The organism is Streptomyces sp. NBC_01498, assembly GCF_036327775.1.
In the GTDB taxonomy this organism is placed as follows: domain Bacteria; phylum Actinomycetota; class Actinomycetes; order Streptomycetales; family Streptomycetaceae; genus Streptomyces.
The window spans coordinates 6,207,365-6,232,593 of the sequence record NZ_CP109598.1; the positions used below are offsets into that span (position 1 = coordinate 6,207,365).

At 72.1% G+C, this 25,229-nt stretch carries 25 protein-coding genes and 2 tRNA genes; 20 read left to right on the plus strand and 7 right to left on the minus strand.

What is annotated here, in order from left to right; all coding sequences use genetic code 11:
- Positions 1-13 precede the first annotated feature (13 nt).
- Positions 14-526: a DsbA family protein gene (locus OG875_RS26530; RefSeq protein ID WP_330176745.1), complete on the minus strand. Its 513-nt coding sequence runs from the start codon at positions 524-526 to the stop codon at positions 14-16.
- A gap of 289 nt (positions 527-815) precedes the next feature.
- On the opposite strand from OG875_RS26530, the gene OG875_RS26535 reads away from it, so the two are divergent.
- Together OG875_RS26535 and OG875_RS26540 are read left to right on the plus strand one after the other, a co-directional pair.
- Positions 816-1,277: a hypothetical protein gene (locus tag OG875_RS26535; protein WP_330176746.1), complete on the plus strand. Its 462-nt coding sequence runs from the start codon at positions 816-818 to the stop codon at positions 1,275-1,277.
- A 161-nt stretch (positions 1,278-1,438) separates the two neighbouring features.
- On the plus strand, positions 1,439-1,591 hold the full coding sequence (locus OG875_RS26540; protein WP_330176747.1) for a hypothetical protein: 153 nt from the start codon (positions 1,439-1,441) through the stop codon (positions 1,589-1,591).
- 3 nt (positions 1,592-1,594) lie between these two features.
- Here OG875_RS26540 and OG875_RS26545 read toward each other — a convergent pair whose 3' ends face one another.
- Complete coding sequence (locus tag OG875_RS26545; protein ID WP_330177918.1) at positions 1,595-2,152, minus strand: CGNR zinc finger domain-containing protein; 558 nt, start codon at positions 2,150-2,152, stop codon at positions 1,595-1,597.
- A gap of 205 nt (positions 2,153-2,357) precedes the next feature.
- Positions 2,358-2,771, minus strand: a complete 414-nt coding sequence (locus tag OG875_RS26550) for an SsgA family sporulation/cell division regulator (RefSeq protein WP_023542925.1) — start codon at positions 2,769-2,771, stop codon at positions 2,358-2,360.
- Positions 2,772-2,962: 191 nt separating this feature from the next.
- Between OG875_RS26550 and OG875_RS26555 the strand changes: the two genes are divergently transcribed.
- Positions 2,963-3,433, plus strand: a complete 471-nt coding sequence (locus OG875_RS26555) for a TIGR02611 family protein (RefSeq protein WP_330176748.1) — start codon at positions 2,963-2,965, stop codon at positions 3,431-3,433.
- Positions 3,434-3,487: 54 nt separating this feature from the next.
- Positions 3,488-3,559: transfer RNA gene (locus OG875_RS26560), tRNA-Val, on the plus strand.
- Between the two features lie 109 nt (positions 3,560-3,668).
- Here the strand turns inward: OG875_RS26560 and OG875_RS26565 are convergent.
- A complete protein-coding gene (locus OG875_RS26565) occupies positions 3,669-6,068 on the minus strand; it encodes an SCO7613 C-terminal domain-containing membrane protein (protein ID WP_330176749.1) in 2,400 nt (799 codons plus the stop codon).
- 93 nt (positions 6,069-6,161) lie between these two features.
- Between OG875_RS26565 and OG875_RS26570 the strand changes: the two genes are divergently transcribed.
- Together OG875_RS26570 and OG875_RS26575 are read left to right on the plus strand one after the other, a co-directional pair.
- A complete protein-coding gene (locus tag OG875_RS26570) occupies positions 6,162-6,617 on the plus strand; it encodes an SRPBCC family protein (RefSeq protein ID WP_330176750.1) in 456 nt (151 codons plus the stop codon).
- Positions 6,618-6,656: 39 nt separating this feature from the next.
- Positions 6,657-6,728 (plus strand) — tRNA-Val (locus OG875_RS26575).
- Positions 6,729-6,795: 67 nt separating this feature from the next.
- On the opposite strand, the gene OG875_RS26580 is transcribed toward OG875_RS26575, so the two are convergent.
- Positions 6,796-7,521, minus strand: a complete 726-nt coding sequence (locus tag OG875_RS26580; RefSeq protein ID WP_330176751.1) for an exonuclease domain-containing protein — start codon at positions 7,519-7,521, stop codon at positions 6,796-6,798.
- Positions 7,522-7,713: 192 nt separating this feature from the next.
- Between OG875_RS26580 and thrS the strand changes: the two genes are divergently transcribed.
- Positions 7,714-9,696 carry a threonine--tRNA ligase gene (thrS, locus tag OG875_RS26585; protein WP_330176752.1) on the plus strand — a complete coding sequence of 661 codons (1,983 nt, stop codon included), beginning with the start codon at positions 7,714-7,716 and terminating at the stop codon, positions 9,694-9,696.
- 100 nt (positions 9,697-9,796) lie between these two features.
- Here thrS and OG875_RS26590 read toward each other — a convergent pair whose 3' ends face one another.
- Positions 9,797-10,549 carry a potassium channel family protein gene (locus OG875_RS26590; RefSeq protein ID WP_330176753.1) on the minus strand — a complete coding sequence of 251 codons (753 nt, stop codon included), beginning with the start codon at positions 10,547-10,549 and terminating at the stop codon, positions 9,797-9,799.
- 66 nt (positions 10,550-10,615) lie between these two features.
- Here OG875_RS26590 and OG875_RS26595 point away from each other — a divergent pair, with 66 nt between their 5' ends.
- Positions 10,616-11,188, plus strand: a complete 573-nt coding sequence (locus OG875_RS26595; protein WP_330176754.1) for an HIT family protein — start codon at positions 10,616-10,618, stop codon at positions 11,186-11,188.
- Positions 11,189-11,267: 79 nt separating this feature from the next.
- Here OG875_RS26595 and OG875_RS26600 read toward each other — a convergent pair whose 3' ends face one another.
- Positions 11,268-12,932, minus strand: a complete 1,665-nt coding sequence (locus OG875_RS26600; RefSeq protein ID WP_330176755.1) for a hypothetical protein — start codon at positions 12,930-12,932, stop codon at positions 11,268-11,270.
- 271 nt (positions 12,933-13,203) lie between these two features.
- On the opposite strand from OG875_RS26600, the gene pgsA reads away from it, so the two are divergent.
- The 12 genes from pgsA to secD all read left to right on the plus strand — a co-directional run bounded on the left by pgsA (position 13,204) and on the right by secD (position 25,228).
- A complete protein-coding gene (pgsA, locus tag OG875_RS26605) occupies positions 13,204-13,863 on the plus strand; it encodes a phosphatidylinositol phosphate synthase (protein WP_330176756.1) in 660 nt (219 codons plus the stop codon).
- A complete protein-coding gene (locus OG875_RS26610) occupies positions 13,860-14,948 on the plus strand; it encodes a phosphatidylinositol mannoside acyltransferase (protein ID WP_330176757.1) in 1,089 nt (362 codons plus the stop codon). The genes pgsA and OG875_RS26610 overlap by 4 nt, the downstream gene beginning before the upstream one ends.
- Entirely contained in the window at positions 14,945-16,108 is a 1,164-nt protein-coding gene (locus OG875_RS26615) for a glycosyltransferase family 4 protein (protein ID WP_330176758.1), read from the plus strand. Before OG875_RS26610 ends, OG875_RS26615 begins: the two co-directional genes overlap by 4 nt.
- 671 nt (positions 16,109-16,779) lie before the next feature.
- Complete coding sequence (locus OG875_RS26620) at positions 16,780-17,325, plus strand: hypothetical protein (RefSeq protein WP_330176759.1); 546 nt, start codon at positions 16,780-16,782, stop codon at positions 17,323-17,325.
- A 330-nt stretch (positions 17,326-17,655) separates the two neighbouring features.
- The gene (pdxS, locus tag OG875_RS26625) at positions 17,656-18,570 is read left to right on the plus strand and encodes a pyridoxal 5'-phosphate synthase lyase subunit PdxS (protein WP_330176760.1); all 915 of its coding nucleotides are present in this window, start codon (positions 17,656-17,658) and stop codon (positions 18,568-18,570) included.
- Positions 18,560-19,165, plus strand: coding sequence for a pyridoxal 5'-phosphate synthase glutaminase subunit PdxT (gene pdxT / locus OG875_RS26630; RefSeq protein WP_330176761.1), 606 nt, complete (start codon positions 18,560-18,562; stop codon positions 19,163-19,165). Before pdxS ends, pdxT begins: the two co-directional genes overlap by 11 nt.
- A gap of 62 nt (positions 19,166-19,227) precedes the next feature.
- The gene (locus tag OG875_RS26635; RefSeq protein ID WP_164249023.1) at positions 19,228-19,980 is read left to right on the plus strand and encodes a YebC/PmpR family DNA-binding transcriptional regulator; all 753 of its coding nucleotides are present in this window, start codon (positions 19,228-19,230) and stop codon (positions 19,978-19,980) included.
- Between the two features lie 183 nt (positions 19,981-20,163).
- Entirely contained in the window at positions 20,164-20,727 is a 564-nt protein-coding gene (gene ruvC, locus OG875_RS26640) for a crossover junction endodeoxyribonuclease RuvC (protein WP_330176762.1), read from the plus strand.
- Positions 20,724-21,350 carry a Holliday junction branch migration protein RuvA gene (gene ruvA / locus OG875_RS26645; RefSeq protein ID WP_330176763.1) on the plus strand — a complete coding sequence of 209 codons (627 nt, stop codon included), beginning with the start codon at positions 20,724-20,726 and terminating at the stop codon, positions 21,348-21,350. Before ruvC ends, ruvA begins: the two co-directional genes overlap by 4 nt.
- Positions 21,351-21,521: 171 nt before the next feature.
- Entirely contained in the window at positions 21,522-22,634 is a 1,113-nt protein-coding gene (gene ruvB / locus OG875_RS26650) for a Holliday junction branch migration DNA helicase RuvB (protein ID WP_330176764.1), read from the plus strand.
- 214 nt (positions 22,635-22,848) lie between these two features.
- Positions 22,849-23,289: a preprotein translocase subunit YajC gene (gene yajC / locus OG875_RS26655; protein ID WP_443079290.1), complete on the plus strand. Its 441-nt coding sequence runs from the start codon at positions 22,849-22,851 to the stop codon at positions 23,287-23,289.
- A gap of 145 nt (positions 23,290-23,434) precedes the next feature.
- Positions 23,435-25,228 carry a protein translocase subunit SecD gene (secD, locus tag OG875_RS26660; RefSeq protein ID WP_330176766.1) on the plus strand — a complete coding sequence of 598 codons (1,794 nt, stop codon included), beginning with the start codon at positions 23,435-23,437 and terminating at the stop codon, positions 25,226-25,228.
- Position 25,229 lies beyond the last annotated feature (1 nt).

Consider the following 25,229-nt stretch of genomic DNA (forward strand, 5'->3'; position numbering starts at 1 on the left):
CGCACGTGACCGCTCACTGCCCGGCGAGCAGCCGGTCGGCGATCTCCTCGATCCGTGCCCGCAGGCCGTCCTGGCTCTTGCCGCCGTCGAGCCGTTCGCCGCCGATGACGTACGTGGGGGTGCCGGCCACCCCGATCGCCTTGCCCTCGGCCTGGTCGGCGTCGACGATCAGGGTGTGCCGGCCGTCGATCAGCGCGGTGTCGAACTCCTCGTCGTCCAGGCCCAGTCGGCGGGCGGCGTCGAGCAGCACCTTCTCGCCCTCGGCGGCGAGTTCCTCGTGACGGGCCAGCACGGCCTCCGCGTACGCCCAGCCCTGCCCCTGCTCGACGGCCTCCTCGGCGGCCTGCGCGGCGGCGAAGGAGTGGCGGTGCTTGTCGAGCGGGAAGTGCCGCAGCCGTATGTCCAGCCGGTCGCCGTAGCGCGCCCGCAGCGCGCGCAGATCGGTCAGGGCGGTGTGGCAGTCGGCGCACTGGAGCTCGCACCAGACGTCGAGGACGACGGGGCCCGGGGTGGGGGAGTGGTTCATGCGCCCAGTCTTCCAGGCCCCGCGCCCGCTCCCGACCGGGCACCCGGGCCCGCTTCCGACCGGCACTCGCGCCGCGCCCGACGGTCACCCCGCCCCAAGGACCGGTCCGGCGGGCGAAAGACGGGACCTGGGGAGGAGACGGGCCCCGGAGTTGTCCCTGAGGTGGAGCCGCACCGTGGCCGGGGGACCGCCGGGAGGTGCAGGATGGAAGGGTCGACATGTCGGCGAACACCGACACGCCGACGAGAACAGCCACGACCGACGACCACGCCCGCGCCAGGAGGACCGGATGATTGCCGAGACCATTTGTTCCGCGGTGTCCGCCGCCGGCCTGGGCATCGCGGCGATCACCGCGTACCGCAGGCGTTTTCTGGCGGCGACCCGGATCGCCGCCTACGCGCTGGTGCCGGTCGCCCTTGTGATGACCGGAGTGATCGACTGGCTCGCGGACAAGGCGTTCAGCCCGACCGCCTGGGTGGGCGTGGGACTGCTCGCACTGGCCTGGACGCTCTTCGCCACGACACGGATGGTGGAGCGGCGGGCCGGGGTCGGGAGCCGTAAGGAACGCCGGGCCGCGGCCAGGGCGGCGCGCCGGGACGCGGTCGAGCCTGCCGCCTCCGCGCCGTCGCTCGGCGCGTCCGCCGCCCCCGCGTCGCGTCCGGAGAAGAACCGGGCGAAGAAGTCCGGCACCACCAACCCCGCCGACGACTTCAGCGATGTCGAGGCGATTCTGAAGAAGCACGGCATCTGATTTGAAGAAGCACGGCATCTGACGGGGAGGCCGACCGGGAGGCTGCGGGAGGGCAGTCTGTCTCATCGGTTGGACGTTTACCGGGAATCCGGCGAACTACCCCCGTACGGGAGCGTGTTAATTGCCGGGGTGACCGGGGCCTGAGTCATGATCACCCCGAGATGCTCGATACCTCACGGGGCCAGGCCCCCGCACCCACCGAAGAACCGCGCGGTTGTCTTTTCGCGCTCTCCCAGCCGCCTCTGATGATCTTCCTCGCGGTGATCGGCACCCTGCTGCTGATGGCGGCGGTCCATGATCTGTTCCTGCTGTGACGCTCAGCCGGCCGCTTCCCTGCGGCGCGCCCGGTAGGCGGCCACGTGCAGCCTGTTTCCGCAGGTGCGGCTGGAGCAGTAGCGGCGGGACCGGTTGCGCGACAGGTCGACGAAGGCGTGCCCGCAGTCCGGCGCCTCGCACCGCCGCAGCCGCTCCTGTTCGCCCGCCACCACGATGAACGCGAGGGCCATACCGCAGTCGGCCGCGAGATGGTCGGCCATCGACGCGTCCGGCGCGAAGTAGTGCACATGCCAGTCGTAGCCGTCGTGATCCGTCAGCTGCGGCGTCGTCCCGGCCGCCGCCACCAGGTCGTTGAGCAGGGCGGCGGCCTCACGGGGACCGGGCGCGGCGAACACCTCGGCGAAGCGCGTACGCACGGCCTGTACGGCCCGCAGATCGCGGGGCCCGAGGTCCCCGACACCGCTCATGCGGTGGGTCCCGGCGAAGCCGTGCAGCGCCTCCACATCGGGGAGCCCGTCCGCGCCGTCCGCCTCGGGCATCGTGTTCACGAGACTGACGACGGTCTCAAGGGCCTTGCGGGTGTCGTGGGGAATCTGCACCATTCGCTCCCTGGCCTGCCGCGGACCGGTGCCCGCCGGTTCCGCCGATCCTAGGCCGTGCCCGACCCCGGAACCCCGGGGGAGCACAGCGACGCCGTCGTCGCGGTGGGTTCCGCGGCGACGGCGTCGCTGTCGTCCCGTATGTGGTTGTCCGCGCGGCGCCGTCTCCCCGAGTCGGACGGCGCCGTGCAGTTCTCGGCCTGGCTCAGCTCTCGGCCAGGATGTGAGACAGCTCGGTGTCGAGGTCGAAGTGCCGGTGCTCGGTGCCGGGTGGCACCGCGGCGTCGGTTCGCTTGAGGAAGGATTCCAGGGCTCGCGCCGGTGCCTCCAGCAGGGCCTCCCCTTCCGGTGAGCTGAGGGCGATGCAGACGACGCCCTGGCCCTGGCTGCGTGAGGGCCAGACTCTGACGTCGCCGGTGCCGGTGGGCCGGTGCAGCCCCTCGGCCAGAAGGTCGCGGGCGAACACCCACTCGACCGTCTCCTCGGCTCCGGTGTGGAAGGTGGCGTGCACGGCGTAGGGATCGGCCGTGTCATACCGCAGGCCCGCGGGTACAGGCAGTGAGGACTCGCTCGATACAACGAGGCGCAGGTGCAGCTCGCAGCTGACCGTGGTGTTCATAAGCGCCAGGGCCTTTCGCTCAGTGTGCGCTCGGGGATTCGCACGTCGGCGAAATCGACATGCCACCTACGGTGCCGTTGTAAACCCCTCTGTCTGTTTTGTGATGCTTCGGATCGCTCGTACAGCGGTGCCTAACTTCGACTTATGCCGCCATTCCAGTGACGGCGCGCGGGTCGGGTAGGTTGGATCTCATGCGTGCGGAGAGTGACGAGCGGGGGGATGTCGTCGTACCGACGGCGGGGACGTCCGAGAAGGCGGCCCCGGCGTCCGGGGCGGCGGGGCCGGTGCGGCACGCGCTCGGCTCCCGCGCCCCCCGTTTCATCAGGCGTTCGAAGCCGCTGCACGTGAGCTGGCAGGTCGGCGTCTTCGTCGTCGGGCTGGCGGTGGTCGCCGCCGGGGTGGGAATGCTGGTGCTGCCCGGCCCCGGCTGGTTCGTGATCTTCGCCGGGATGGCGATCTGGGCGACCGAGTTCGTCTGGGCCCAGCTGGTGCTCCGGTGGACGCGACGCAAGGTGACCGAGGCGGCGCAGAGAGCGCTCGACCCCAGCGTGCGGCGGCGCAACATCATCCTCACGACCGTCGGTCTGGTGATCGTGGCCGTACTGAGCGCCGTCTACCTCTGGACGTTCGGACTCACCATGCCCTGGAAGATCGAGCAGTGACCGCCGAACGGTCCGGTGCGGGCGCTGACATGGGGTAATGTTGGCGCTGCGTCCGGGCGATTAGCTCAGTGGGAGAGCGCTTCGTTCACACCGAAGAGGTCACTGGTTCGAAACCAGTATCGCCCACCCGGAATCGATGCCCCGGAGACTTCACGGTCTCCGGGGCATCGGTCGTTTCCGGGCGCTGACGGCCGTCTCCCGCAGGGAGCCCGCCGGTCCGTGTCGGGTGGGCCCGTCAGCGCATCCGGGCCACCGACTCCCGCAGCCGCCGGGCGTCGTGGAGACGGCGTTCGTAGGTCGCGCCCACCGTGAGGAGCAGCAGGCCGGCGAGCGCGGGCGGGAGCCAGCGGGGCAGGGCGTCCACGACCTGGACCACGTACGGCGCCAGTTCGTGCAGTGTGTCCAGGGCCAGCACGGCGGCGCCGAGGACCAGCGGGGCCTGGAGCCGCAGCCGGGCGCCGACGAGCGTCAGGACCAGCGCGGCCGACCCCAGCGCCAGCGGACGGGCCCAGTGCGGGTCGCCCCACGCGGTGACGAGGCTCGGCAGGAGCGTGGCGGCGAGTCCGGGGCCGTACGCCGTCCAGGACGACGCCTCCGGGTCCCGGCGGCGGCGCAGCGCGCCCACGACGAGCGCGGGCACGGTCACCGGCAGGGTGTACGCCTCCGGCACGGTCACGTCGGAGGCGTACAGCCGCACCCAGGTGGCGAGCGCGAACAGCGCCGCCGAGACGTACGCGGCGGCCGGGCGCCGGTCCGGTCGCAGCGCGGTGCCCGCCGCGACGACCCCGCACAGGGCGAGCACCAGGGCGGCGGTCTCCGGGCGGCCCGAGGCGAGGACCAGCGCGAGCGGACCGGCGCCCGCCGACGTCAGCTCGATCGGCAGGGCCACCCGGTGGCCGCGCAGGCGCCCGGCGAGCAGTGCCACGGCGGCCGGTACGGCGAGGACGGCCAGGGCCACGTGCTCCGGCGCCAGATCCGCAGCCGCGCCGGCCGCGCCCAGCAGGGCCACGGCTGTCAGTACGGCGGCGCAGGCGAGCAGCGGCTGGAAGAACCGGGCGGGCGCGACCTCGTTCAGCGCCACCGCTCCCGCGCACAGCAGGACGAGCAGCACCGCGAGGGTGACCAGGGTGGCGCCCTCCCCGGCCAGTGCCAGCAGGGCGACGCCCACCGCGCCCGTCAGCGCGCAGACGGTCGCCGTCGTGGCGAGCACCGAGGGAGCCCGCCGGGGTGGGTGCACCCCGAGCGCCAACGCGCCCGCCGTCAGGGCGAGATGGGTCGCCAGGGCCGCGCCGTACCCGAGGTCCAGCGCCGCCGGGAGGACCAGGACGGCCGCCCAGCCGAGCCCGGTCGCACCGCCGAGCGCGGCGCCGCGGGCGGAGTCGGGCAGGTGGCCCCGTACGCCCGCGAGGAGCCCGGCCGCCAGGAGCAGCACCAGCGGCGCCGTGGACATCGCCGACCATCCGGGATCGGGGCCCAGCGCGTCCCGTACCCGGTCCGGCGCACCCGCCCAGACGCCGGTCACCCGGGACAGCGGCCCCAGCAGGGACACGGCCGCCGACGGCAGCGCGCACAGGACCGCGCCCGCCACCACGACCCCGGCGGCGGTGGTGAGCCCGCGCACCGCCGCGCGGGGCAGGGCGGTCCGTACGAGCGTCAACAGGGCCGCGCCGCACAGCAGATACGCCACGACGGCCCAGCCGGGCGGCAGGGCGGGGCGCACCGCGCCACCGGTGGCGGTGACCGCCGTCAGCCCCGCGACCAGGGCGCCGGTGAACGCGACCCCGGTGACGCGTACGGCGGCCAGCAGACTCAGCGCGGCCCCGGCCAGCAGCAGGACACCCGGCCCGAGGGCGTCGTACGGGGCGGGCGCGCTCGCCGAGAGCCCGCCCCCGATCAGCAGCGCCCAGCCGCCCGACACCCAGGCGGTGACGCCCGCGAAGGACGCGGCCGGTGCCCGCTTCACCCACAGCACCACGGCGAGATCCCCGGCGGCCGTCAGCAACAGCGCCCAGCCGAGGGCCAGTTCGCCCGCCCCGGTGGCCAGCGCCCACAGGGGCAGCGGGAGTTGGGCGGTGAGGACGGCGGCGGGCAGCGGAGTGCGCAGTGTGCCGAGGAGCCCGCCGTAGCCGGCCCAGAGCGCGGCCAGCAGGGCGCAGGCGGCGGCCGTGTAGCCGAGCGGGTCCGTGGCGGGAAGGGCGACCCGGTGCAGCGCGTAGGCGTCCAGGACGGTGAGGACCAGGGCCAGGACGCCGACGGCCTCGGCCGTCGCGGTCAGGCCCCGGCGCAGCAGGACGGCCGGGGTGGCGAGCGCGGCCAGGGTGACCGTGCCCAGCACGGCGGACCGGCCGCCGATGCCCATGGCTCCCCAGCTGACGACGGTGAACGCGATCGCCGCGACGGTCAGCAGCACCCCGCCCAGGGCGAGCAGGACGTTCTGGACGCCCGGCGGCGAGGTCTCGGACGTTCGGGCGGCCGGCCGCGCCGGACGCGGGGGCGGCGCCATCGGCGCGGGCCGGGTCAGCAGGGTCAGCAGATAGGACCTGCGGGCGAGCAACTGGGCTCGGCGCGCGTCGATTCGGGCGAGCTCGCGATCGAGGACGACGAGCTCCTCGGCCGGCGGCGGAACGTTCTCCATGTTCCGCAGTGTGGTCCCCGCCACCGTGCGGACCATCGGCTCTCGTACTCAGATCCGGGGGTGAGTACGCGCGGTACGGCGCACACTTGACCCATGGACTGGTACCGCTACCGCTTCCGCGCCGTCTGGGAACTCGACGCGCCCCCGGACACCGTCTTCGGTGTGCTGGAACGGGCCGGTGACTACCCCGGCTGGTGGCCCCAGGTCCGTGAGGTCACCCCGGCCGGCGAGCGCGCGGGGACCGCGAGATTCCGGTCCCTGTTCCCGTACGACCTTGTCGTGGGCGCCCGCGAGAGCGGAAACGACCCGGTGGCCCGCGTCCTGGAGATCGAGATGTCCGGTGACCTCGAAGGCTGGGCACGCTGGACACTGCGCGCCCGGGGTGACGGCACGAGCGCCCTGTACGAGCAGGAGGTCGTCGTCAACAAGCCCCTGTTGAGGCGCCTCGCCGTCCCCGGGCGTCCCTTCTTCCTCGCCAATCACGCGCTGATGATGCGGGCCGGGCGGCGGGGGCTGCGGAAGGTTCTCGCACACCGTCATCCGGTTTGAACGCGACCCGTCCGGGCCTGTATGGTTCAGTCCGTTCCCGGGCGATTAGCTCAGTGGGAGAGCGCTTCGTTCACACCGAAGAGGTCACTGGTTCGAACCCAGTATCGCCCACCGGGAAAGGCCGGTCCGTCGATGACGGACCGGCCTTCTTTGTGTGCGCGGAGGCCGGTTCCGGCTCTCAGGCCACCACCGGCATGTGGGGGCGCAGGGGCCAGACCGGGCCGGGGGACGGGGCGGAGCCGCCGCGTGCGAATCGTTCCTGTCGGCCGCGGGTCTGTGCCGCGTGCCAGGCCGCCTGGCGGGCGTGCAGTTGGGCCGCGGTGAGCTGCTGGGTCGTCGTGGCGTACGCGCGGCCCACCGACCGGACCACTTCGAGGGCCGCCGCCGCGTCCGCCACGGGGTCGTGGGAGCCGTCCAGCACCACCCCGTACAGCGAGCAGAGATCGATCAGCCGCCGCCGGCCCTTGCGGACGGGATCGAGATGCCGGTCCAGCACGCCCGGGTCCAGCACGCAGAACGGGGCCTTCTCCAGATAGCGGGCCAGTGACGAGCTGCGGTGGCGCCGCATCTCGCGGTCCAGCAGGGTCAGCGTGAACGGCGCGTTCATCACCACCAGCGGGCGGCCCGCCAGACACTGCTCGGCCAGTCCCCGGCCCACCTCCTCGATGACCGGCGCCGGCCAGCGGCCCGTGCGCTGTACCAGCGCGTCGGTCAGACCGTGTGCCCGGCTGGCCTCGACCGGGATCGGTATCCCCGGATCGACCAGCCAGCGGGTGACCCGGGCGCGGGCGCCCGAGACGTCCTGGACGACGAGGGCGGCCGAGACGATCCGGTCCTCCTCGGCGTCGATACCCGTCGTTTCGATGTCGAATGCGGCCAGGGGCCCCTCGTACCAGTGCGTCATCCCCGAACTCCTCGCGCACGCCCGGCGGATGGCATCCGGCCACCTGCCCGAATCGTAGATACCCGTGCCCTTTGCGGCGTACGCCGGAGATGGCGGCGCAATTCAACCGTTTGGCGGGCGGACCCCCGGGCTCGGTACGATTCCCGTCGCGTACGGAAACAGCCTGCGCGTCCCGTGAGTCAGGAGAGACCGGTGTCAGATGTCCGCGTGACCATCCAACGCGATTCCGAGCGGGAAGAGCGCGTGGTGACGACGGGGACGACGGCGGCCGACCTCTTCCCCGGTGAGCGCACCGTTGTCGCGGCCCGGGTGGGCGGCGGGCTGAAGGACCTCGCGTACGAGCTCGCCGACGGCGACAGCGTCGAGCCCGTCGAGATGTCCTCCGAGGACGGGCTGAACATCCTGCGCCACTCCACCGCGCATGTCATGGCGCAGGCCGTGCAGGAGCTGTTCCCGGAGGCCAGGCTCGGCATCGGCCCGCCGATCAAGGACGGCTTCTACTACGACTTCGACGTGGCGGAGCCCTTCACCCCCGACGACATCAAGCGCGTCGAGAAGAAGATGCAGGAGATCCAGAAGCGCGGCCAGCGGTTCTCGCGCCGGGTCACCACCGACGAGGACGCGCGCGCCGAACTCGCCGACGAGCCGTACAAGATCGAGCTGATCGGGCTCAAGGGCAAGGCCGCCGACGCCGCCGAGGGTGCCTCCGCCGAGGTCGGCGCCGGTGAGCTGACGATCTACGACAACCTCGACCCGAAGACCGGCGAGCTGTGCTGGAAGGACCTCTGCCGGGGTCCGCACCTGCCCACCACCCGTAACATCCCGGCCTTCAAGCTGATGCGCTCCGCCGCCGCCTACTGGCGCGGCAGCGAGAAGAACCCGCAGCTCCAGCGGATCTACGGCACCGCCTGGCCGTCCAAGGACGAGCTGAAGGCCCATCTCGACTTCCTCGCCGAGGCCGAGCGGCGCGACCACCGTCGGCTGGGCAGTGAGCTGGACCTGTTCTCCTTCCCCGACGAGCTGGGCTCCGGTCTCGCGGTGTTCCACCCCAAGGGCGGGGTGATCCGCAAGGAGATGGAGCAGTACTCGCGCCACCGCCACGAGGTGTCCGGGTACGAGTTCGTCAACACCCCGCACATCTCGAAGAAGAAGCTCTTCGAGACCTCGGGGCACCTGCCGCACTACTCCGAGGGCATGTTCCCCCCCATGGAGTTCGACGGGCAGGACTACTACCTCAAGGCCATGAACTGCCCGATGCACAACCTGATCTTCAAGGCGCGCGGGCGGTCCTACCGGGAACTGCCGCTGCGGCTGTTCGAGTTCGGCACGGTCTACCGCTACGAGAAGTCCGGTGTGGTGCACGGCCTCACCCGCTCGCGGGGCTTCACCCAGGACGACGCGCACATCTACTGCACCAAGGAGGAGATGCCGCAGGAGCTGGACTCCCTGCTCACCTTCGTGCTGGATCTGCTGCGCGACTACGGCCTGACCGACTTCGAGCTCGAACTGTCCACCCGGGACCCGGAGTCGGACAAGTTCATGGGCGAGGACGAGGAGTGGGAGGAGGCCACGGCCGCGCTCCAGCAGGCCGCCGACAAGCAGGGTCTGCCGCTGGTCCCGGACCCGGGCGGCGCCGCCTACTACGGCCCCAAGATCTCCGTCCAGGCCAAGGACGCCATCGGCCGGTCCTGGCAGATGTCCACCATTCAGGTCGACTTCCAGCAGCCGAAGCGGTTCGAGCTGGAGTACACGGCGTCCGACGGCAGCAAGCAGCAGCCGGTCATGATCCACCGGGCGCTGTTCGGCTCGATCGAGCGCTTCTTCGCCGTCCTGCTGGAGCACTACGCGGGCGCGTTCCCCGCCTGGCTGGCCCCGGTGCAGGCGGTCGGCATCCCGGTCGGCGACGCGCACGTGCCGTACCTCCAGGAATTCGCCGCGCGGGCGAAGGCCAAGGGGCTGCGGGTCGAGGTCGACGCGTCCTCGGACCGGATGCAGAAGAAGATCCGCAACCACCAGAAGGCCAAGACCCCGTTCATGATCATCGTGGGTGACGAGGACGTCGCCAACGGCGCGGTGTCCTTCCGCTACCGGGACGGGACACAGAAGAACGGCATCCCCGCCGACGAGGCCCTGGCCGAACTGCTGGACGTGGTGGAGCGCCGCGTACAGGTCTGACGCCGACGGTCGTACGGCCCCCGGGAGGCATCGGCTTCCCGGGGGCCGTACCGCGTCCGGGGAGGTCCCGGATTCCCGGGGATGTCAGCTGCCCGGGGGCTCAGACGCCCGGGAGTGGCCCTGACGCGTCCGGTGGCGGCACATCGTCCGACGGTTCCGCCGTGTACGGGTGTCCGGCGCCGTCCGGCGGCCGGTCTCCCCGGCCGGCCCGGTCCTCACGCCTGAAGACCTGGATCAGCCACGAGGAGAACGAACCCGTCACCGCGCCCAGCAGCGCCAGCCCGCACACCATCAGGAAGACCGCGAACAACCGGCCGAGCGGCGTCACCGGAGTGACATCGCCGTACCCGACCGTGGTGATCGCCGAGCAGGCCCACCACACGGAGTCCCCGAAGGTCCGGATGGTGGCGCCCGGCGCGCCGCGCTCCTGCTGGTAGACGGCGAGCGCCGTGGCGAAGCTCAGCAGGGCGGCCGTCACCCCCGCGTACAGCATCACCCGCCCGTACAGGGTCAGCCGCGGCTCGTCGCGGCGGCGCTGGAACGCCACGTACGTGTTCACGATCCGCACCGGCCGCAACAGGGGCAGCAGCAGAACCACCGTGTCCAGCCAGTGCGACGTCACGAAACGCGGCCCCCGGCCGCTCAGCACCAGACGGACCGCGTAGTCCACCGCGAACAGCGCCCAGAGGGCGAAGAGGAGCCACAGCGCGATGTCGCGCGGCAGCGGGTCGCGGCTGTGGTTCAGCACGCACACCGCGTAACAGGCGAGGAAGAGCGGGGAGGCGACGAGCAGCGGGAGTTCGGCGCGCCGCTCCCAGCCGCGCAGCCGCTCGGTTCGGTTCCGGACACGCATCGCGCCAGCATGGCCGGGCGCTGCGCGGGACGGGCCCGGCGACACGCCCCACCGGGCCGAAGTCATATGCTGCACCGCATGACGAGTGAGCCGGAGCAGCAGATCGGAGTGGGCACCCCGGACGCGTTCCAGCGCCTGTGGACGCCGCACCGGATGGCCTACATCCAGGGCGAGAACAAGCCGACCGGCCCCAACGCGGACGACGGCTGCCCCTTCTGCTCCATCCCGCTCAAGTCCGACGAGGACGGGCTCGTCATCGCCCGCGGCGAGTCGGTCTACGCGGTGCTGAACCTCTACCCGTACAACGGCGGCCATCTCATGGTCGTGCCGTTCCGGCACGTCGCCGACTTCACCGAACTGGACGACGCGGAGACCCTCGAACTGGCCGCGTTCACCAAGCGGGCGATGACCGCGCTGCGTACGGCCTCCGGCGCGCACGGCTTCAACATCGGCATGAACCAGGGCACTGTCGCCGGGGCCGGCATCGCCGCGCACCTGCACCAGCACGTCGTGCCGCGCTGGGGCGGCGACGCCAACTTCATGCCGGTCGTCGCCCACACCAAGGTGCTGCCCCAACTGCTCGCCGACACCCGGGCGATGCTGGCCGACGCGTGGCCGTCGGCGACGACCGCCCCGTAGCCTCCCCTCCGGGACCGGACGCGGCGGGCCGCGGAGATCCCGCCGGACGGGACCGCGGAGGTCCGCGGGACCGGCGGCCCTACGCGTCGTACACGTCGACCTTCTTCGGTGTCGGGTCCTGGACCGCGCCGCTGAGGGACGAGGAGCGGCTGCCGAAGCGGGAGGTGTCCACCCCGTTCTCGTCCAGCACCCGCAGGGCCGCCGCGTGCGCCACCCGCAGTACGGGCGTGGCCGCGCGCATCGCGTCGTCCGCCATGAAACGGTGCCGCCACGGCTTCTCCGCCCAGGCGTGCCGCAGCCCGAACGGCTCGGGCAGCGACAGTTTCCCGCCGAGGAAGTCGAGGATCGGCGGATACCAGGTGAACGGCGCCCGGACAGCCAGCCGAATGGCCTCCTTCGGCTCCACCAGCGGCAGGCTGCGCGTCTTGGTCTCCCAGAACCGGACCGTCTTCGCGGTCGTCACCGTCTTGGGCGACGGCTTCGAGAAGAACAGCGAGTGCACCGGCCCCAGCGCGTGCCCGGTCACCTCGATACGCAGCGTCTCGTGCAGGATCGTCACCGTGATCATCATCGTGATGACCAACTGACCGTCCCACAGCACGAACTGCACACCCAGATAGTGCCGGTCACCGGCCCCGAACTGCTGGTGGTTGCAGATCCGCTGTATCTCGTGCGGCTTGACCTGGTACGCCTCGACGTCCGCGCCCTCCGGCCGGCTCACCGATCCGGCGTTCTCGCCGACCGGCCGCACGACCCAGTGCTTGACCTCCGGCTTGGTGAAACCACCGGAGTTGAGCGGGCCGCGCTCCAGCATCTTCAGCTGGTCGTGCATCGCCCTTATGACGTCGTAGCTGCGGAACTGGTGGATCTCCTTGCCGGCCTCCTTGGGAACCAGGTCCTCCGCGAGCTGCCAGCTGCCCCAGCGGGTGCCCATGCCCAATATGCCCTTGGGGCCCGCGTAGAAGACCGCGTTGGAGCGCTGCTCCGCCGTCAGCTTCATCAGACCGCTGCGCAGTTCCTCCCGCGCCGTCTCGTCGGGATGCCCCGGCACCGCCTCGGGCACCTTGGCACCCAGGCCGCCGCCCCCCAGGATGTCGCTCCAGCGGGCCCGCAGATCCTTCGCCGTCGTCTCACAGATCCGCTTGGCCAGCAGCCAGCCGATCACCGGCGCGATGATCACACCGCGCAGATACCAGCCGAGGAAACCCGTGAACGGCAGCGCGACCAGGAACAGCACCGCCAGCGCCGCGACACCCAGCAACAGGGCGCCGCCGATCGCACCCGCCTTCTTGTCCTTCGAACCCGCCAGCGTCCGGCGCAACTGGAAGACACCGATCCACAGCAGCGCCCCGGGCAGGAACAGCAGGCCGAAAACCACCGTCACCAGCGTGAGCCGCTTGTCGCGCTCCTTACGGATGCGGCTCGCCGCCAGCGCGTGCTCCACCACCGTCTGCGGCTCCATGCCGAAGGACTGGATGAGCGCGCCACGGCCGCCGCCCAGCATCCGTTTCTGGATGGCGCTGGAGAACGCCTCGCCCAGATTCGGCTCGAAGAGCGACACCTTGCCCTTGCTCACCGAGGACTTGTGCCACTCGCTGTCCGCCTTGAGGATCTCCTCCATCGGACTGTCGCGGTACGCCGCCGAGGCCAGGGCGTGGGTCGCCGCGGTCTGACCCGCCGACCCCTGAAGCGGAACCTGAGCCCCAGGAGAGAAATCGAATCCGTCCGACACTGTCGCCCCCATCGCCGCGAGCATTCGCTGCTGCGCCCTCTTCCCAACCACCGTGCCGCGCACACCTGCTGAGCTGGGGCGCACCACAGCGTAACCGGGGCGCACGCTCCGCGTCAGGGAGAATCCGGCCCTCGCCCCCACCGGATCGGGACCCCGCCCCGGGGCCGGGGCCCGGCACGGCACCCCCACACCGGGCGCCCCGGCGGTGGCGGACCCCGGTCCTGGCTACGATGGGCCAGCCGGTGGCCGAAGGGGCCGCCTGCCACCGACCGTCGGGAAGGCCATGCTGAACAAGTACGCGCGTGCATTCTTTACGCGTGTCCTCACCCCGTTCGCCGCGTTTCTGCTCCGCCGGGGGGTGAGTCCCGACACCGTGACCCTCGTGGGTACGGCGGGAGTGGTGGCCGGAGCGCTGTTCTTCTTCCCGCGCGGAGAGTTCTTCTGGGGCACCGTCGTCATCACCCTCTTCGTCTTCTCCGACCTCGTCGACGGCAACATGGCCCGCCAGGCGGGCATCTCCAGCCGGTGGGGCGCGTTCCTCGACTCCACGCTCGACCGGGTCGCCGACAGCGCCGTCTTCGGCGGATTCGCGCTCTGGTACGCCGGGACCGGCGACAACAACATCCTGTGCGCCGTGTCGATCTTCTGTCTGGCGAGCGGCCAGGTCGTCTCGTACACGAAGGCCCGGGGCGAGTCGATAGGGCTCCCGGTGGCGGTCAACGGCCTCATCGAGCGGGCCGAGCGGCTGGTCATCTCCCTGGTGGCGGCGGGACTCGCGGGACTGCACGCCTTCGGCGTGCCCGGCATCGACATCCTGCTTCCCATCGCGCTCTGGGTGGTGGCCGTGGGCTCCCTGGTGACGCTGGGACAGCGGGTCGTGACCGTACGGCGGGAGTCCGCCGAGGCCGACGCGGCGGCCGGCACCGGCGGAAAGGTCTCATGAACGGCGGCCGGGACCGGCTCGTCGACGCCCTGTACGGCGCCGGCTGGAGCACGGTCAAGAAACTTCCCGAACCGGTGGCCGGCGCGCTCGGCCGGACCATCGCCGACACCGTGTGGAAGCGGCGCGGGCCGAACGTACTCCGGCTGGAGACCAATCTCGCCCGGGTGGTCCCGGAGGCGGGCCCCGAACGCCTGGCGGAGCTGTCACGGGCGGGCATGCGCTCGTACATGCGCTACTGGATGGAGTCGTTCCGGCTGCCCGTCTGGAGCGCGGAACGGGTGCGCGGCAGCGTCGAGATCACCGACCTGGATCTGCTGACCGACGGCCTCAAGAGCGGGCGGGGCGTCGTCCTGGCGCTGCCGCACCTGGCCAACTGGGACCTGGCCGGGGCCTGGCTGACCCGGGGCATGGGCGTGCCGTTCACCACCGTCGTGGAACGCCTCAAGCCCGAATCGCTCTTCGACCGCTTCGTGGAGTACCGCGAGGGCCTCGGTATGGAGGTGCTGCCGCACACCGGTGGCAGCGCCTTCGGGACGCTCGCCCGGCGGCTGCGGGCCGGCGGGCTGGTCTGTCTGGTCGCCGACCGGGACCTGTCCGCTTCGGGCGTCGAGGTGACGTTCTTCGGCGAGAAGACCCGGATGCCGGCCGGGCCCGCGATGCTGGCCCAGCAGACCGGGGCGCTGCTGCTCCCGGCGACGCTCCACTACGACGGGCCCGCGCTCATGCGGGGACGGGTGTATCCGGCCGTCGAGGTGCCGGTGTCAGGCAGACGGGCCGAGAAGTCGGCCGTCATGACGCAGGCCCTGGCGGACGCGTTCGCGACGGGTATCGCCGAGCACCCGGAGGACTGGCACATGCTGCAACGGCTCTGGCTCGCCGACCTCGAACCACGTCCGGAGGACGGGGAGCCGGGTGCCGCGGGCACGGCACCGCCATCGGCATCGGCATCGGGTCCGGCGGACGCCGCCGCCGACGCCCCGGCCGGGGCGGCACCGGGCCGCGCCGACGGTGCGGCGTCTCCGGCCGCGAGTGATCCGGCCGCCGACGGCGGGCGCGGCGCGGGGAGAACCGGGGGGCCCCGGTGAAGATCGGCATCGTCTGCCCGTACTCCTGGGACGTACCGGGCGGAGTCCAGTTCCACATCAGGGACCTCGCGGACCATCTGATCCGGCTGGGCCACGAGGTCTCGGTGATCGCCCCCGCCGACGACGACACGCCGCTCCCGCCGTTCGTGGTCTCCGCCGGACGGGCCGTGCCCGTCCCGTACAACGGGTCCGTGGCCCGGCTGAACTTCGGCTTCCTGGCGGCGGCACGGGTCCGGCGCTGGCTGCACGACGGCACCTTCGACGTCATCCACATCCACGAGCCCACCGCGCCCTCGCTGGGACTGCTCACCTGCTGGGCGGCGCAGGGGCCGATCGTGGCGACGTTCCACACGTCGAACCCGCGCTCGCGCATGATGATCGCCGCGTACCCGATCCTCCAGCCGGCGCTGGAGAAGATAAGCGCACGGATCGCCGTCAGCGAGTACGCCCGGCGCACGCTGGTCGAGCACCTGGGCGGCGACGCGGTCGTCATCCCCAACGGCGTCGACGTCGACTTCTTCGCACGGGCGGACGTCAACCCCGTGTGGCAGGGCGGCACGATCGGCTTCGTCGGGCGCATCGACGAACCGCGCAAGGGGCTGCCCGTCCTGATGAAGGCCCTGCCGAAGATCCTCGACGCCTTCCCGGAGACCCGGCTGCTGGTCGCCGGCCGGGGCGACGAGAAGGAGGCGGTGGAGTCGCTTCCCAAGGAGATGCGCCGCAGCGTCGAATTCCTCGGCATGGTGAGCGACGAGGACAAGGCGCGGCTGCTGCGCAGCGTCGACCTGTACGTGGCGCCCAACACCGGCGGCGAGAGCTTCGGCATCATCCTGGTCGAGGCGCTGTCGGCGGGCGCGGCGGTGCTGGCGAGCGACCTGGACGCGTTCGCACAGGTCCTGGACCAGGGCGCGGCGGGCGAGCTGTTCGCCAACGAGGACGCGGACGCGCTGGCCGAGGCGGCGGTGCGGCTGCTGGGGGACCCCGATCGCCGTACCCGCCTGCGACAGCGCGGCAGCGCGCACGTACGGCGGTTCGACTGGTCGACGGTGGGCGCGGACATCCTGGCGGTGTACGAGACGGTGACGGACGGCGCGTCGTCGGTGGCCACCGACGAACGGGTCGGCCTCCGCGCCCGCTTCGGCCTGGCGGCGCGCGAGTAGGACATGCCGGGGAGTCCCGCCCGGGTCTGCGGGCGGGACGTTCCGTGGCCGCTGCGGAGCGGGTGCCCGCCGCCGCCGGGACGTGCGGCGGCCCACGAAGACCGCCGCCGTCGCCCGGGGCCTGGAGGGGCGGGCGGTGCGTCGGCCGGGTGACCTCCGCGTGCCGCGAACGTCTCCGTGGTCCGTCGTGGAGGCCCGTGTCCGGGGGAGTGTCCTCCGGCCCGGGGAGGGCGGCCCCGTAGGTACCGGAGCCACCGCCGGACGCCGCCTACGGAGACGAGCGCTGTCGCCTATGCCCGGAGGGGCGGGCGGTGCGTCGGCCGGGGTGGCCTCCGTGTGCCACGAACGTCTCCGTGGTCCGTCGCGCGGGCCCGTGTCCGGGGGAGTGTCCTCCGGCCCGGGGAGGGCGGCCCCGTAGGTACCGGAGCCACCGCCGGACGCCGCCTACGGAGACGAGCGCTGTCGCCTATGCCCGGAGGGGCGGGCGGTGCGTCGGCCGGGGTGACCTTCCGGTTCTGTGAACGTCCCCGCCGACCGCCGCGCGGGCCCGTGCCCGAAGAGTTCCCGGCCGGGGAGGGCGCCCCCCGTACGAACCGGACCCACCGCGGTCGCCCGTGCCCCCGAGGGGCGGGGTGGGGGCGGCGGTACACGTCACCAGTAGCCTGCCCTGCGTGACCGAAACCCTGATCTGGATCCTCGTCGCACTGGTGGCGATCGGCCTGTACCTCAGCTGGACCGCCGGCCGGCTCGACCGGCTGCACGCGCGGATCGATGCCGCGCGGGCCTCGCTCGACGCCCAGCTGCTGCGCCGCGCCTCGGTCGCCCAGGAACTGGCCACCTCGGGCGTCCTCGATCCCGCCGCCTCCATCGTGCTCTACCAGGGCGCGCACGCCGCCCGCCAGGCGGAGGAGGAGCAGCGCGAGGTGGCCGAGAGCGAGCTGAGCGAGGCACTGCGCGCCGTGTTCGGGGAGACCGCGCAGGTCGAGGCGGTACGGGCCGCCCCCGGCGGCGAGGAGGCCGCGACCGAACTGGCCGCCGCCGTACGCCGCGTCCCGATGGCCCGGCGCTTCCACAACGACTCCGTACGGGCGGCCCGCGCCCTGCGTCGGCACCGTACGGTCCGCCTGTTCCGACTGGCCGGCCACGCCCCGTTCCCGCTCGCCTTCGAGATGGACGACCAGCCCCCGGTCGCCCTCGCCGACCGCCCCGGCACCTAGCCCGTATCCGCCGATGGGCGGAGGCCGTTTTCAGCCCCGCCGGAACATCCCAGCCACTCCGGCGTGTGAGGAGCGGGGTCCGGGGCGGCGCCCCGGTTTCGGGAAGGGGCGGGGAGGGGACCAGGCCCGCCGCAGGCGCCGCCCTCACCCCGCCCGACGCGGGCCGGCGCGCTCCTTCGACCGCGCGACCGGACCGCGTACGTCCGGAAATGATCCACCGGCCTGCCATTGGCCCTTGCTGTGGACCGGTCCGCAGAGGTTTGCTCGGCTCGTCATCGGGCTCCCCGGACGCCCACCGCCCAGCCTTCCGCACCCAGTGAGGTCGTCACCGTGTCCAGCACGCTTCCCACCCCCGCCCAGACCCCCGAGACCGGCACCGCGCGCGTGAAGCGCGGCATGGCCGAGCAGCTCAAGGGTGGCGTGATCATGGACGTGGTCACGCCCGACCAGGCGAAGATCGCCGAGGACGCCGGCGCGGTCGCCGTGATGGCGCTGGAGCGGGTTCCCGCCGACATCCGTAAGGACGGCGGCGTCGCGCGGATGTCCGACCCCGACATGATCGAGGGCATCATCGAGGCCGTCTCGATCCCCGTGATGGCCAAGTCCCGCATCGGCCACTTCGTGGAGGCCCAGGTCCTCCAGTCCCTCGGCGTCGACTACATCGACGAGTCCGAGGTGCTGACCCCGGCCGACGAGGTCAACCACGCCGACAAGTGGGCCTTCACCACGCCGTTCGTCTGCGGCGCGACCAACCTGGGCGAGGCCCTGCGCCGGATCGCCGAGGGCGCGGCCATGATCCGCTCCAAGGGCGAGGCCGGTACCGGCAACGTCGTGGAGGCCGTCCGCCACCTGCGCCAGATCAAGAACGAGATCGCCAAGCTGCGCGGCTACGACAACAACGAGCTGTACGCCGCCGCGAAGGAGCTGCGCGCCCCGTACGAGATCGTCAAGGAGGTCGCCGCGCTGGGCAAGCTGCCCGTCGTGCTGTTCTCCGCGGGCGGCGTGGCCACCCCGGCGGACGCCGCGCTGATGCGCCAGCTCGGCGCCGAGGGCGTCTTCGTCGGCTCCGGCATCTTCAAGTCCGGTGACCCCGCCAAGCGCGCCGCCGCCATCGTGAAGGCCACCACCTTCTACGACGACCCGAAGATCGTCGCGGACGCGTCCCGCAACCTCGGCGAGGCCATGGTCGGCATCAACATCGACACCCTGCCCGCGTCCGAGCACTACGCCAACCGTGGCTGGTGACCGGGGCGCCGCGCGCGGCCCGCTGATCGGCGTCCTGGCCCTCCAGGGCGACGTACGGGAGCACCTGACCGCCCTGGCGGCGGCCGGTGCCGAGCCCACGAGCGTGCGGCGGCCCGACGAACTGGCCGCCGTCGACGGCCTGGTGATCCCCGGCGGCGAGTCCACCACCATGTCCAAACTGGCCGTCCTCTTCGGGATGCTGGACCCGCTGCGCGAGCGCGTTCGTGCCGGGATGCCGGTCTACGGCACCTGCGCCGGACTGATCATGCTCGCCGAGAAGATCCTCGACCCGCGCTCCGGGCAGGAGACCGTCGGCGGCATCGACATGATCGTCCGCCGGAACGCCTTCGGGCGGCAGAACGAGTCCTTCGAGGCGGCCGTCGACGTGGCGGGCGTGGGACCGGTGCACGGGGTGTTCATCCGGGCGCCCTGGGTGGAGTCCGTGGGCGCCGAGGTCCAGGTGCTGGCCGAGCACGACGGGCACGTCGTCGCCGTACGGCAGGGCAATGCCCTCGCGACGGCGTTCCACCCCGAACTCACCGGCGACCACCGGCTGCACGGCTACTTCGCGGAGATGGTGCGCTCCGCCGGGTGAGGGGATCCCGGTAGGATCTCTGCCGAACGGAGCAGGATGGGTTACGCGAAGGAGACAGGCAGATGTCCGGCCACTCTAAATGGGCTACGACGAAGCACAAGAAGGCCGTGATCGATGCCAAGCGCGGCAAGCTCTTCGCGAAGCTGATCAAGAACATCGAGGTCGCGGCCCGTACCGGTGGCGCCGACGTCGACGGCAACCCGACCCTCTTCGACGCCATCCAGAAGGCCAAGAAGAGCTCGGTCCCGAACAAGAACATCGACTCGGCCGTCAAGCGCGGCGCCGGCCTGGAGGCCGGTGGCGCCGACTACGAGACGATCATGTACGAGGGTTACGGGCCCAACGGTGTCGCCGTGCTCATCGAGTGCCTCACCGACAACCGCAACCGCGCCGCCTCCGACGTCCGGGTCGCGATGACCCGCAACGGCGGCTCGATGGCCGACCCCGGTTCCGTGTCGTACCTGTTCCACCGCAAGGGCGTCGTGATCGTCCCCAAGGGCGAACTGGGCGAGGACGACGTCCTCGGCGCCGTCCTCGACGCGGGCGCCGAGGAGGTCAACGACCTCGGCGAGTCCTTCGAGGTGCTCAGCGAGGCCACCGACCTGGTCGAGGTCCGCACCGCGCTCCAGCAGGCCGGTATCGACTACGACTCCGCCGACACCAACTTCGTGCCGACCATGCAGGTCGAGCTGGACGAGGACGGAGCGCGGAAGATCTTCAAGCTGATCGACGCGCTGGAGGACAGCGACGACGTGCAGAACGTCTTCGCCAACTTCGACGTCTCGGACGACGTCATGGAGAAGGTCGACGCCTGACCGGTGGGCGAAGCGGCGCGCGGTCACCCGGCGCCGACCCGGCTGTACGCGGCGGGCCGACGGGACACACCCCCGTCGGCCCGCCGCGTTGTCAGTGCCGACCGATACTGTGCCGAGCAGGTGTTCTGACCCATCGGCAGAACGTGTGAGCGAGCGGGACCGAGAGGGCGAGGGGGAGGGACGATGCGGGTGATGGGTGTGGACCCCGGGCTGACGCGATGCGGGGTCGGCGTCGTCGAGGGCGTCGCGGGACGCCCGTTGACGATGCTCGGCGTCGGCGTGGTGCGCACCTCCGCCGACGCGGACCTCGGCTCCCGACTGGTCGCGGTCGAACGCGGCCTGGAAGCCTGGCTGGACGAGCACCGGCCCGAAGTGGTCGCCGTGGAGCGGGTGTTCAGCCAGCACAACGTCCGTACGGTGATGGGCACGGCCCAGGCCAGCGCCGTCGCGATGCTGTGCGCCGCCCGCCGGGGCATCCCCGTCGTCCTGCACACCCCCAGCGAGGTCAAGGCCGCCGTCACCGGCAGCGGTCGCGCCGACAAGGCACAGGTCGGCGCCATGGTGACCCGGCTCCTGCGGCTGGACGCCCCGCCCAAGCCGGCCGACGCCGCCGACGCCCTCGCCCTGGCGATCTGTCACATCTGGCGCGCCCCGGCCGTCAACCGTCTCCAGCAGGCGCACGCCGCGGCCAAGGCGTCGCGACCCGCCGCCCCCGCATCCGCATCCGTACGGAAGGTCCCCCGATGATCGCCTTCGTCACCGGCCCGGTAACGGCCCTCGCCCCCGGCTCCGCGGTGATCGAGGTCGGTGGCGTCGGCATGCTCGTCCAGTGCACCCCGGCCACCCTCGCCGGCCTGCGCGTCGGCGAGCAGGCGAGGATCGCCACCTCGCTGGTCGTCCGCGAGGACTCCCTCACGCTGTACGGCTTCGCCGACGACGACGAGCGCCAGACCTTCGAGCTCCTCCAGACCGCGAGCGGCGTCGGCCCCCGGCTCGCCCAGGCGATGCTCGCCGTGCACGCGCCCGACACCCTGCGGGTCGCCGTCGCCACGGACGACGAGAAGACCCTCACCGCCGTCCCCGGCATCGGCAAGAAGGGCGCCCAGAAGCTGCTGCTGGAGCTGAAGGACCGGCTCGGCGAGCCCGTCGGCACCCCGGTGGGCCGACCGGGCGGCGGGTTCTCCGTCCCCCTCGCCTGGCACGATCAGCTGCACGCGGCGCTGATCGGCCTCGGGTACGCCACCAGGGAGGCCGACGAGGCGGTCGCGCTGGTCACCCCCCAGGCCGAGGCGGCGATCACGGCCGGGGAGGAGCCCGCCGTACCGAGGCTGCTGCGGGCCGCGCTCCAGTCGCTGAACCGCGCACGCTGAACCGCGCACGCTGACCAGGGACCAGGGACCCACGGCCCGGGACCCGGGTCGCCGACCGCTCGCACCGACCGGCACGGGCACGGGCCACCCCGCCGGCGCCGCCGGACCGGCGCCGGAGCCGACTTCCACGGGACCGTCCACGGACGGCCCGCTTCCACGAGGTGAACCACAGTGAACTGGGACGACAGCAGCGACAGGACTCCCGGCGGCCCCCCGCCGGCGGACGGCGGGGACCCGGCCACCGGGGGCGACCGGCTCGTCACCGCGTCCGCCGACGGTGAGGACCAGGCGGTCGAGGCCGCGCTGCGCCCCAAGTCGCTGCACGAGTTCGTCGGGCAGGAGCGCGTACGCGAACAGCTCGACCTCGTCCTGAAGGCCGCCCGCGCCCGGGGCGCCACCGCCGACCACGTCCTGCTGTCGGGCGCGCCGGGACTCGGCAAGACCACCCTCTCCATGATCATCGCGGCCGAGATGGGCGCCCCGATCCGTATCACATCGGGCCCGGCCATCCAGCACGCCGGTGACCTCGCCGCGATCCTCTCCTCCCTCCAGGAGGGCGAGGTCCTGTTCCTCGACGAGATCCACCGGATGTCGCGGCCCGCCGAGGAAATGCTCTACATGGCCATGGAGGACTTCCGCGTCGACGTCATCGTCGGCAAGGGCCCCGGCGCCACCGCCATCCCGCTGGAACTGCCGCCGTTCACCCTCGTCGGCGCCACCACCCGGGCCGGTCTGCTGCCGCCCCCGCTGCGCGACCGGTTCGGTTTCACCGCGCAGATGGAGTTCTACGAGCCCGCCGAGCTGGAACGGGTCGTCCACCGTTCCGCGCACCTCCTCGACCTGGAGATCGACACCGCCGGTGCCGCCGAGATCGCCGGGCGCTCACGGGGCACCCCCCGTATCGCCAACCGGCTGCTGCGCCGGGTCCGCGACTACGCGCAGGTCAAGGCCGACGGCCGGATCGACCGGGAGATCGCCGCCGCCGCCCTCCAGGTGTACGAGGTCGACCGGCGCGGGCTGGACCGTCTCGACCGGGCAGTGCTCCAAGCCCTGCTCAAGCTGTTCGGCGGCGGCCCGGTCGGTCTGTCGACCCTCGCGGTCGCGGTGGGGGAGGAGCGCGAGACCGTCGAGGAGGTCGCCGAGCCCTTCCTCGTACGGGAGGGACTGCTGGCCCGCACCCCCCGGGGCCGGGTCGCGACCCCCGCCGCGTGGGCGCATCTGGGGCTCGCCCCACCGCCCGGCGGGCCCGGCACGGGCGGGCAACCGGGGCTGTTCGGGGTGTGAGCGGACGCGCACCCGCCCCGGCAGGAACCCCGGCGGCATGCCGGGCGTTGTTCCATCGACGCGGACTCGCTTAGACTCCGCCGATGCCGCCCTCAAAAAGTCGGCGCACCCACCCCCGTATACCAGGCCGCTCGACAACGCGGTCGTGCGAAGGAAGTTCCCTCCCGTGAATGGTCTCGCGACCCTCCTCCCCTTCATCGTGCTCATCGGGGCCATGTTCCTGATGACCCGGTCCGCCAAGAAGAAGCAGCAGGCGGCTGCGCAGATGCGCGACGAGATGCAGCCCGGCGCCGGTGTCCGCACGATCGGAGGCATGTACGCCACCGTGAAGGAGGTTCACGACGACACCGTGCTCCTCGAGGTCGCCCCGGGCGTCCACGCGGTCTACGCGAAGAACTCCATCGGCGCGGTCCTCACGGACGAGGACTACAACCGCATCGTCCACGGCGACGAGGAGGAGACCGACGCCGACGGGCCGGTCGTCCCCGACGACGCCTCCTCGCTGACCGAGGGCACGGACGTCGCGCGGATCGACCTCGGCAAGAGCGACGCGGCCGACAGCACCGCCGACGCCGACGCCGTCGTGACCAAGGCCGACGCCGAGAAGGCCGAGACCGGCGACGCCAAGGCCGACGGCGAGAGCGGCGCGAAGTAGTCCCGTCCGGTAACCGCGCCGCGCCCACGGGCGCACCGCGGTCCCCGGACGGCGGCGGTATTCGCGCGGGCACGTCCCCACAACACTTCGTTGCCGCTCCGTCGCTCACCCGGCGTGGAGCGGTCGGACAGGGAGAAACGAAAAGGTGGCAGCACCTCAGAAGGGCCGAAGGCAGACGGGAGCCCCGGGGAAGCCGGGGCGCACCCTGATCCTGTTCCTGATCGCGATGATCGCGCTCGTCGGCGGGATGTTCGGGGCGGGCGAGCTCACGCCGCGTCTCGGTATCGACCTCGCCGGCGGTACGACCATCACGCTCAAGGCTCAGAACTCGCCGGGTCAGGCGAACGCGGTCAACGAGACCAACATGAACACGGCGGTCGGCATCATCGAGCGCCGGGTCAACGGTCTCGGTGTGCAGGAGGCCGAGGTCCAGACCCAGGGAACCGACAACATCATTGTCAACATTCCCAAGGGCACGAACTCCGAGCAGGCCCGCGAGCAGGTCGGCACCACCGCCCAGCTGTACTTCCGGCCGGTCCTGACCCTGGGCCCGGGTGACCCCGCCGCGCAGCAGCCGCCGCCGGCCGCGACCCCGAGCGCCGGCGCCGGCGAGAGCCCGGACGCCAAGCCCTCCGCGAGCGACAAGCCGGAGGAGGAGACGGCCACCGCGCCGTCCGACGCCCCCAGCCCCTCGGAGACCACCCAGGGCCGCGCCGTCACCGAGGACCTCAAGGCCGACGAGTCGCCCAGCCCGAGCGCCCCGGCGTCCGACGAGCCCGGCGCCTCCGAGCCCCCGGCGCCCGGTGAGTCCGCCGCTCCCCCCGCGGACCCCGCGACCGAGAAGCTCCAGGCCGACTTCGCGAAGCTGGACTGCACGGACGACAAGGCCCGCGGCGCCCTCGGCGACGCGGCGAAGCCGACCGAGCCGACGCTCGCCTGCGGTCAGAACGACGACATCTGGGAGAAGTACGTCCTCGGTCCCGCCGAGGTCGGCGGCAAGGACGTCGACGACGCCAACGCCACCATCAACCAGCAGACCGGCCAGTGGATCGTCCAGATGGACTTCACGGGCGCGGGCTCGAAGAAGTTCCAGACGATCACCAGCAAGCTGTCCCAGCAGCAGGCCCCGCAGAACCAGTTCGCCATCGTCCTCGACGGCGAGGTCGTCTCGGCGCCCTCGGTGCGCCAGACGCTGAGCGCCAACGCCGAGATCTCCGGCAACTTCACCCAGGAGTCGGCGCAGGACCTCGGCAACATCCTGTCGTACGGCGCGCTCCCCCTCACCTTCCGTGAGGAGACCGTCACCACGGTCACCGCCGCGCTCGGCGACGAGCAGCTGCACGCCGGTCTGATCGCCGGTGCCATCGGCCTCGCGCTGGTCGTCATCTACCTGGTGCTCTACTACCGGGGCCTGGCGCTGATCGCCATCGTCAGCCTCCTGGCCTCGGCGCTCATGACGTACGCGATCATGACCCTGCTCGGACCGGGCATCGGCTTCGCCCTCAATCTCCCCGCGGTGTGTGGTGCGATCGTTGCGATCGGCATCACGGCGGACTCGTTCATCGTGTACTTCGAACGAATCCGGGACGAGATCCGGGAGGGCCGTACGCTCCGGCCCGCCGTCGAGCGCGCCTGGCCGCGCGCCCGGCGCACGATCCTGGTCTCCGACTTCGTGTCGTTCCTCGCCGCCGCCGTGCTGTTCACCGTGACCGTCGGCAAGGTGCAGGGCTTCGCGTTCACGCTCGGCCTGACCACCGTCCTCGACGTCGTCGTGGTCTTCTTCTTCACGAAGCCGATCATGACGCTGGTCGCCCGTACGAAGTTCTTCTCCGGCGGCGGTTCCTGGTCCGGGCTCGACCCGAAGCGTCTCGGGGCCAAACCGCCACTGCGCCGCAGCCCCCGCCGTCTCAGCGCCCCCATCGACCCGAAGGAGGCGTGAG

What these genes read in the sequence shown, in the direction of transcription:
- ruvA (WP_330176763.1), top strand. Translation starts at nt 20,724, where the DNA reads ATGATCGCCTTCGTCACCGGCCCGGTAACGGCCCTCGCCCCCGGCTCC.
- OG875_RS26555 (WP_330176748.1), top strand. Translation starts at nt 2,963, where the DNA reads ATGCGTGCGGAGAGTGACGAGCGGGGGGATGTCGTCGTACCGACGGCG.
- OG875_RS26530 (WP_330176745.1), bottom strand. Translation starts at nt 526, where the DNA reads ATGAACCACTCCCCCACCCCGGGCCCCGTCGTCCTCGACGTCTGGTGC.
- OG875_RS26540 (WP_330176747.1), top strand. Translation starts at nt 1,439, where the DNA reads ATGCTCGATACCTCACGGGGCCAGGCCCCCGCACCCACCGAAGAACCG.
- OG875_RS26600 (WP_330176755.1), bottom strand. Translation starts at nt 12,932, where the DNA reads ATGGGGGCGACAGTGTCGGACGGATTCGATTTCTCTCCTGGGGCTCAG.
- OG875_RS26570 (WP_330176750.1), top strand. Translation starts at nt 6,162, where the DNA reads ATGGACTGGTACCGCTACCGCTTCCGCGCCGTCTGGGAACTCGACGCG.
- OG875_RS26535 (WP_330176746.1), top strand. Translation starts at nt 816, where the DNA reads ATGATTGCCGAGACCATTTGTTCCGCGGTGTCCGCCGCCGGCCTGGGC.
- ruvC (WP_330176762.1), top strand. Translation starts at nt 20,164, where the DNA reads ATGCGGGTGATGGGTGTGGACCCCGGGCTGACGCGATGCGGGGTCGGC.
- OG875_RS26595 (WP_330176754.1), top strand. Translation starts at nt 10,616, where the DNA reads ATGCTGCACCGCATGACGAGTGAGCCGGAGCAGCAGATCGGAGTGGGC.
- OG875_RS26610 (WP_330176757.1), top strand. Translation starts at nt 13,860, where the DNA reads ATGAACGGCGGCCGGGACCGGCTCGTCGACGCCCTGTACGGCGCCGGC.
- OG875_RS26580 (WP_330176751.1), bottom strand. Translation starts at nt 7,521, where the DNA reads ATGACGCACTGGTACGAGGGGCCCCTGGCCGCATTCGACATCGAAACG.
- OG875_RS26565 (WP_330176749.1), bottom strand. Translation starts at nt 6,068, where the DNA reads ATGGAGAACGTTCCGCCGCCGGCCGAGGAGCTCGTCGTCCTCGATCGC.
- OG875_RS26590 (WP_330176753.1), bottom strand. Translation starts at nt 10,549, where the DNA reads ATGCGTGTCCGGAACCGAACCGAGCGGCTGCGCGGCTGGGAGCGGCGC.
- yajC (WP_443079290.1), top strand. Translation starts at nt 22,849, where the DNA reads ATGTTCCTGATGACCCGGTCCGCCAAGAAGAAGCAGCAGGCGGCTGCG.
- pgsA (WP_330176756.1), top strand. Translation starts at nt 13,204, where the DNA reads ATGCTGAACAAGTACGCGCGTGCATTCTTTACGCGTGTCCTCACCCCG.
- OG875_RS26635 (WP_164249023.1), top strand. Translation starts at nt 19,228, where the DNA reads ATGTCCGGCCACTCTAAATGGGCTACGACGAAGCACAAGAAGGCCGTG.
- OG875_RS26550 (WP_023542925.1), bottom strand. Translation starts at nt 2,771, where the DNA reads ATGAACACCACGGTCAGCTGCGAGCTGCACCTGCGCCTCGTTGTATCG.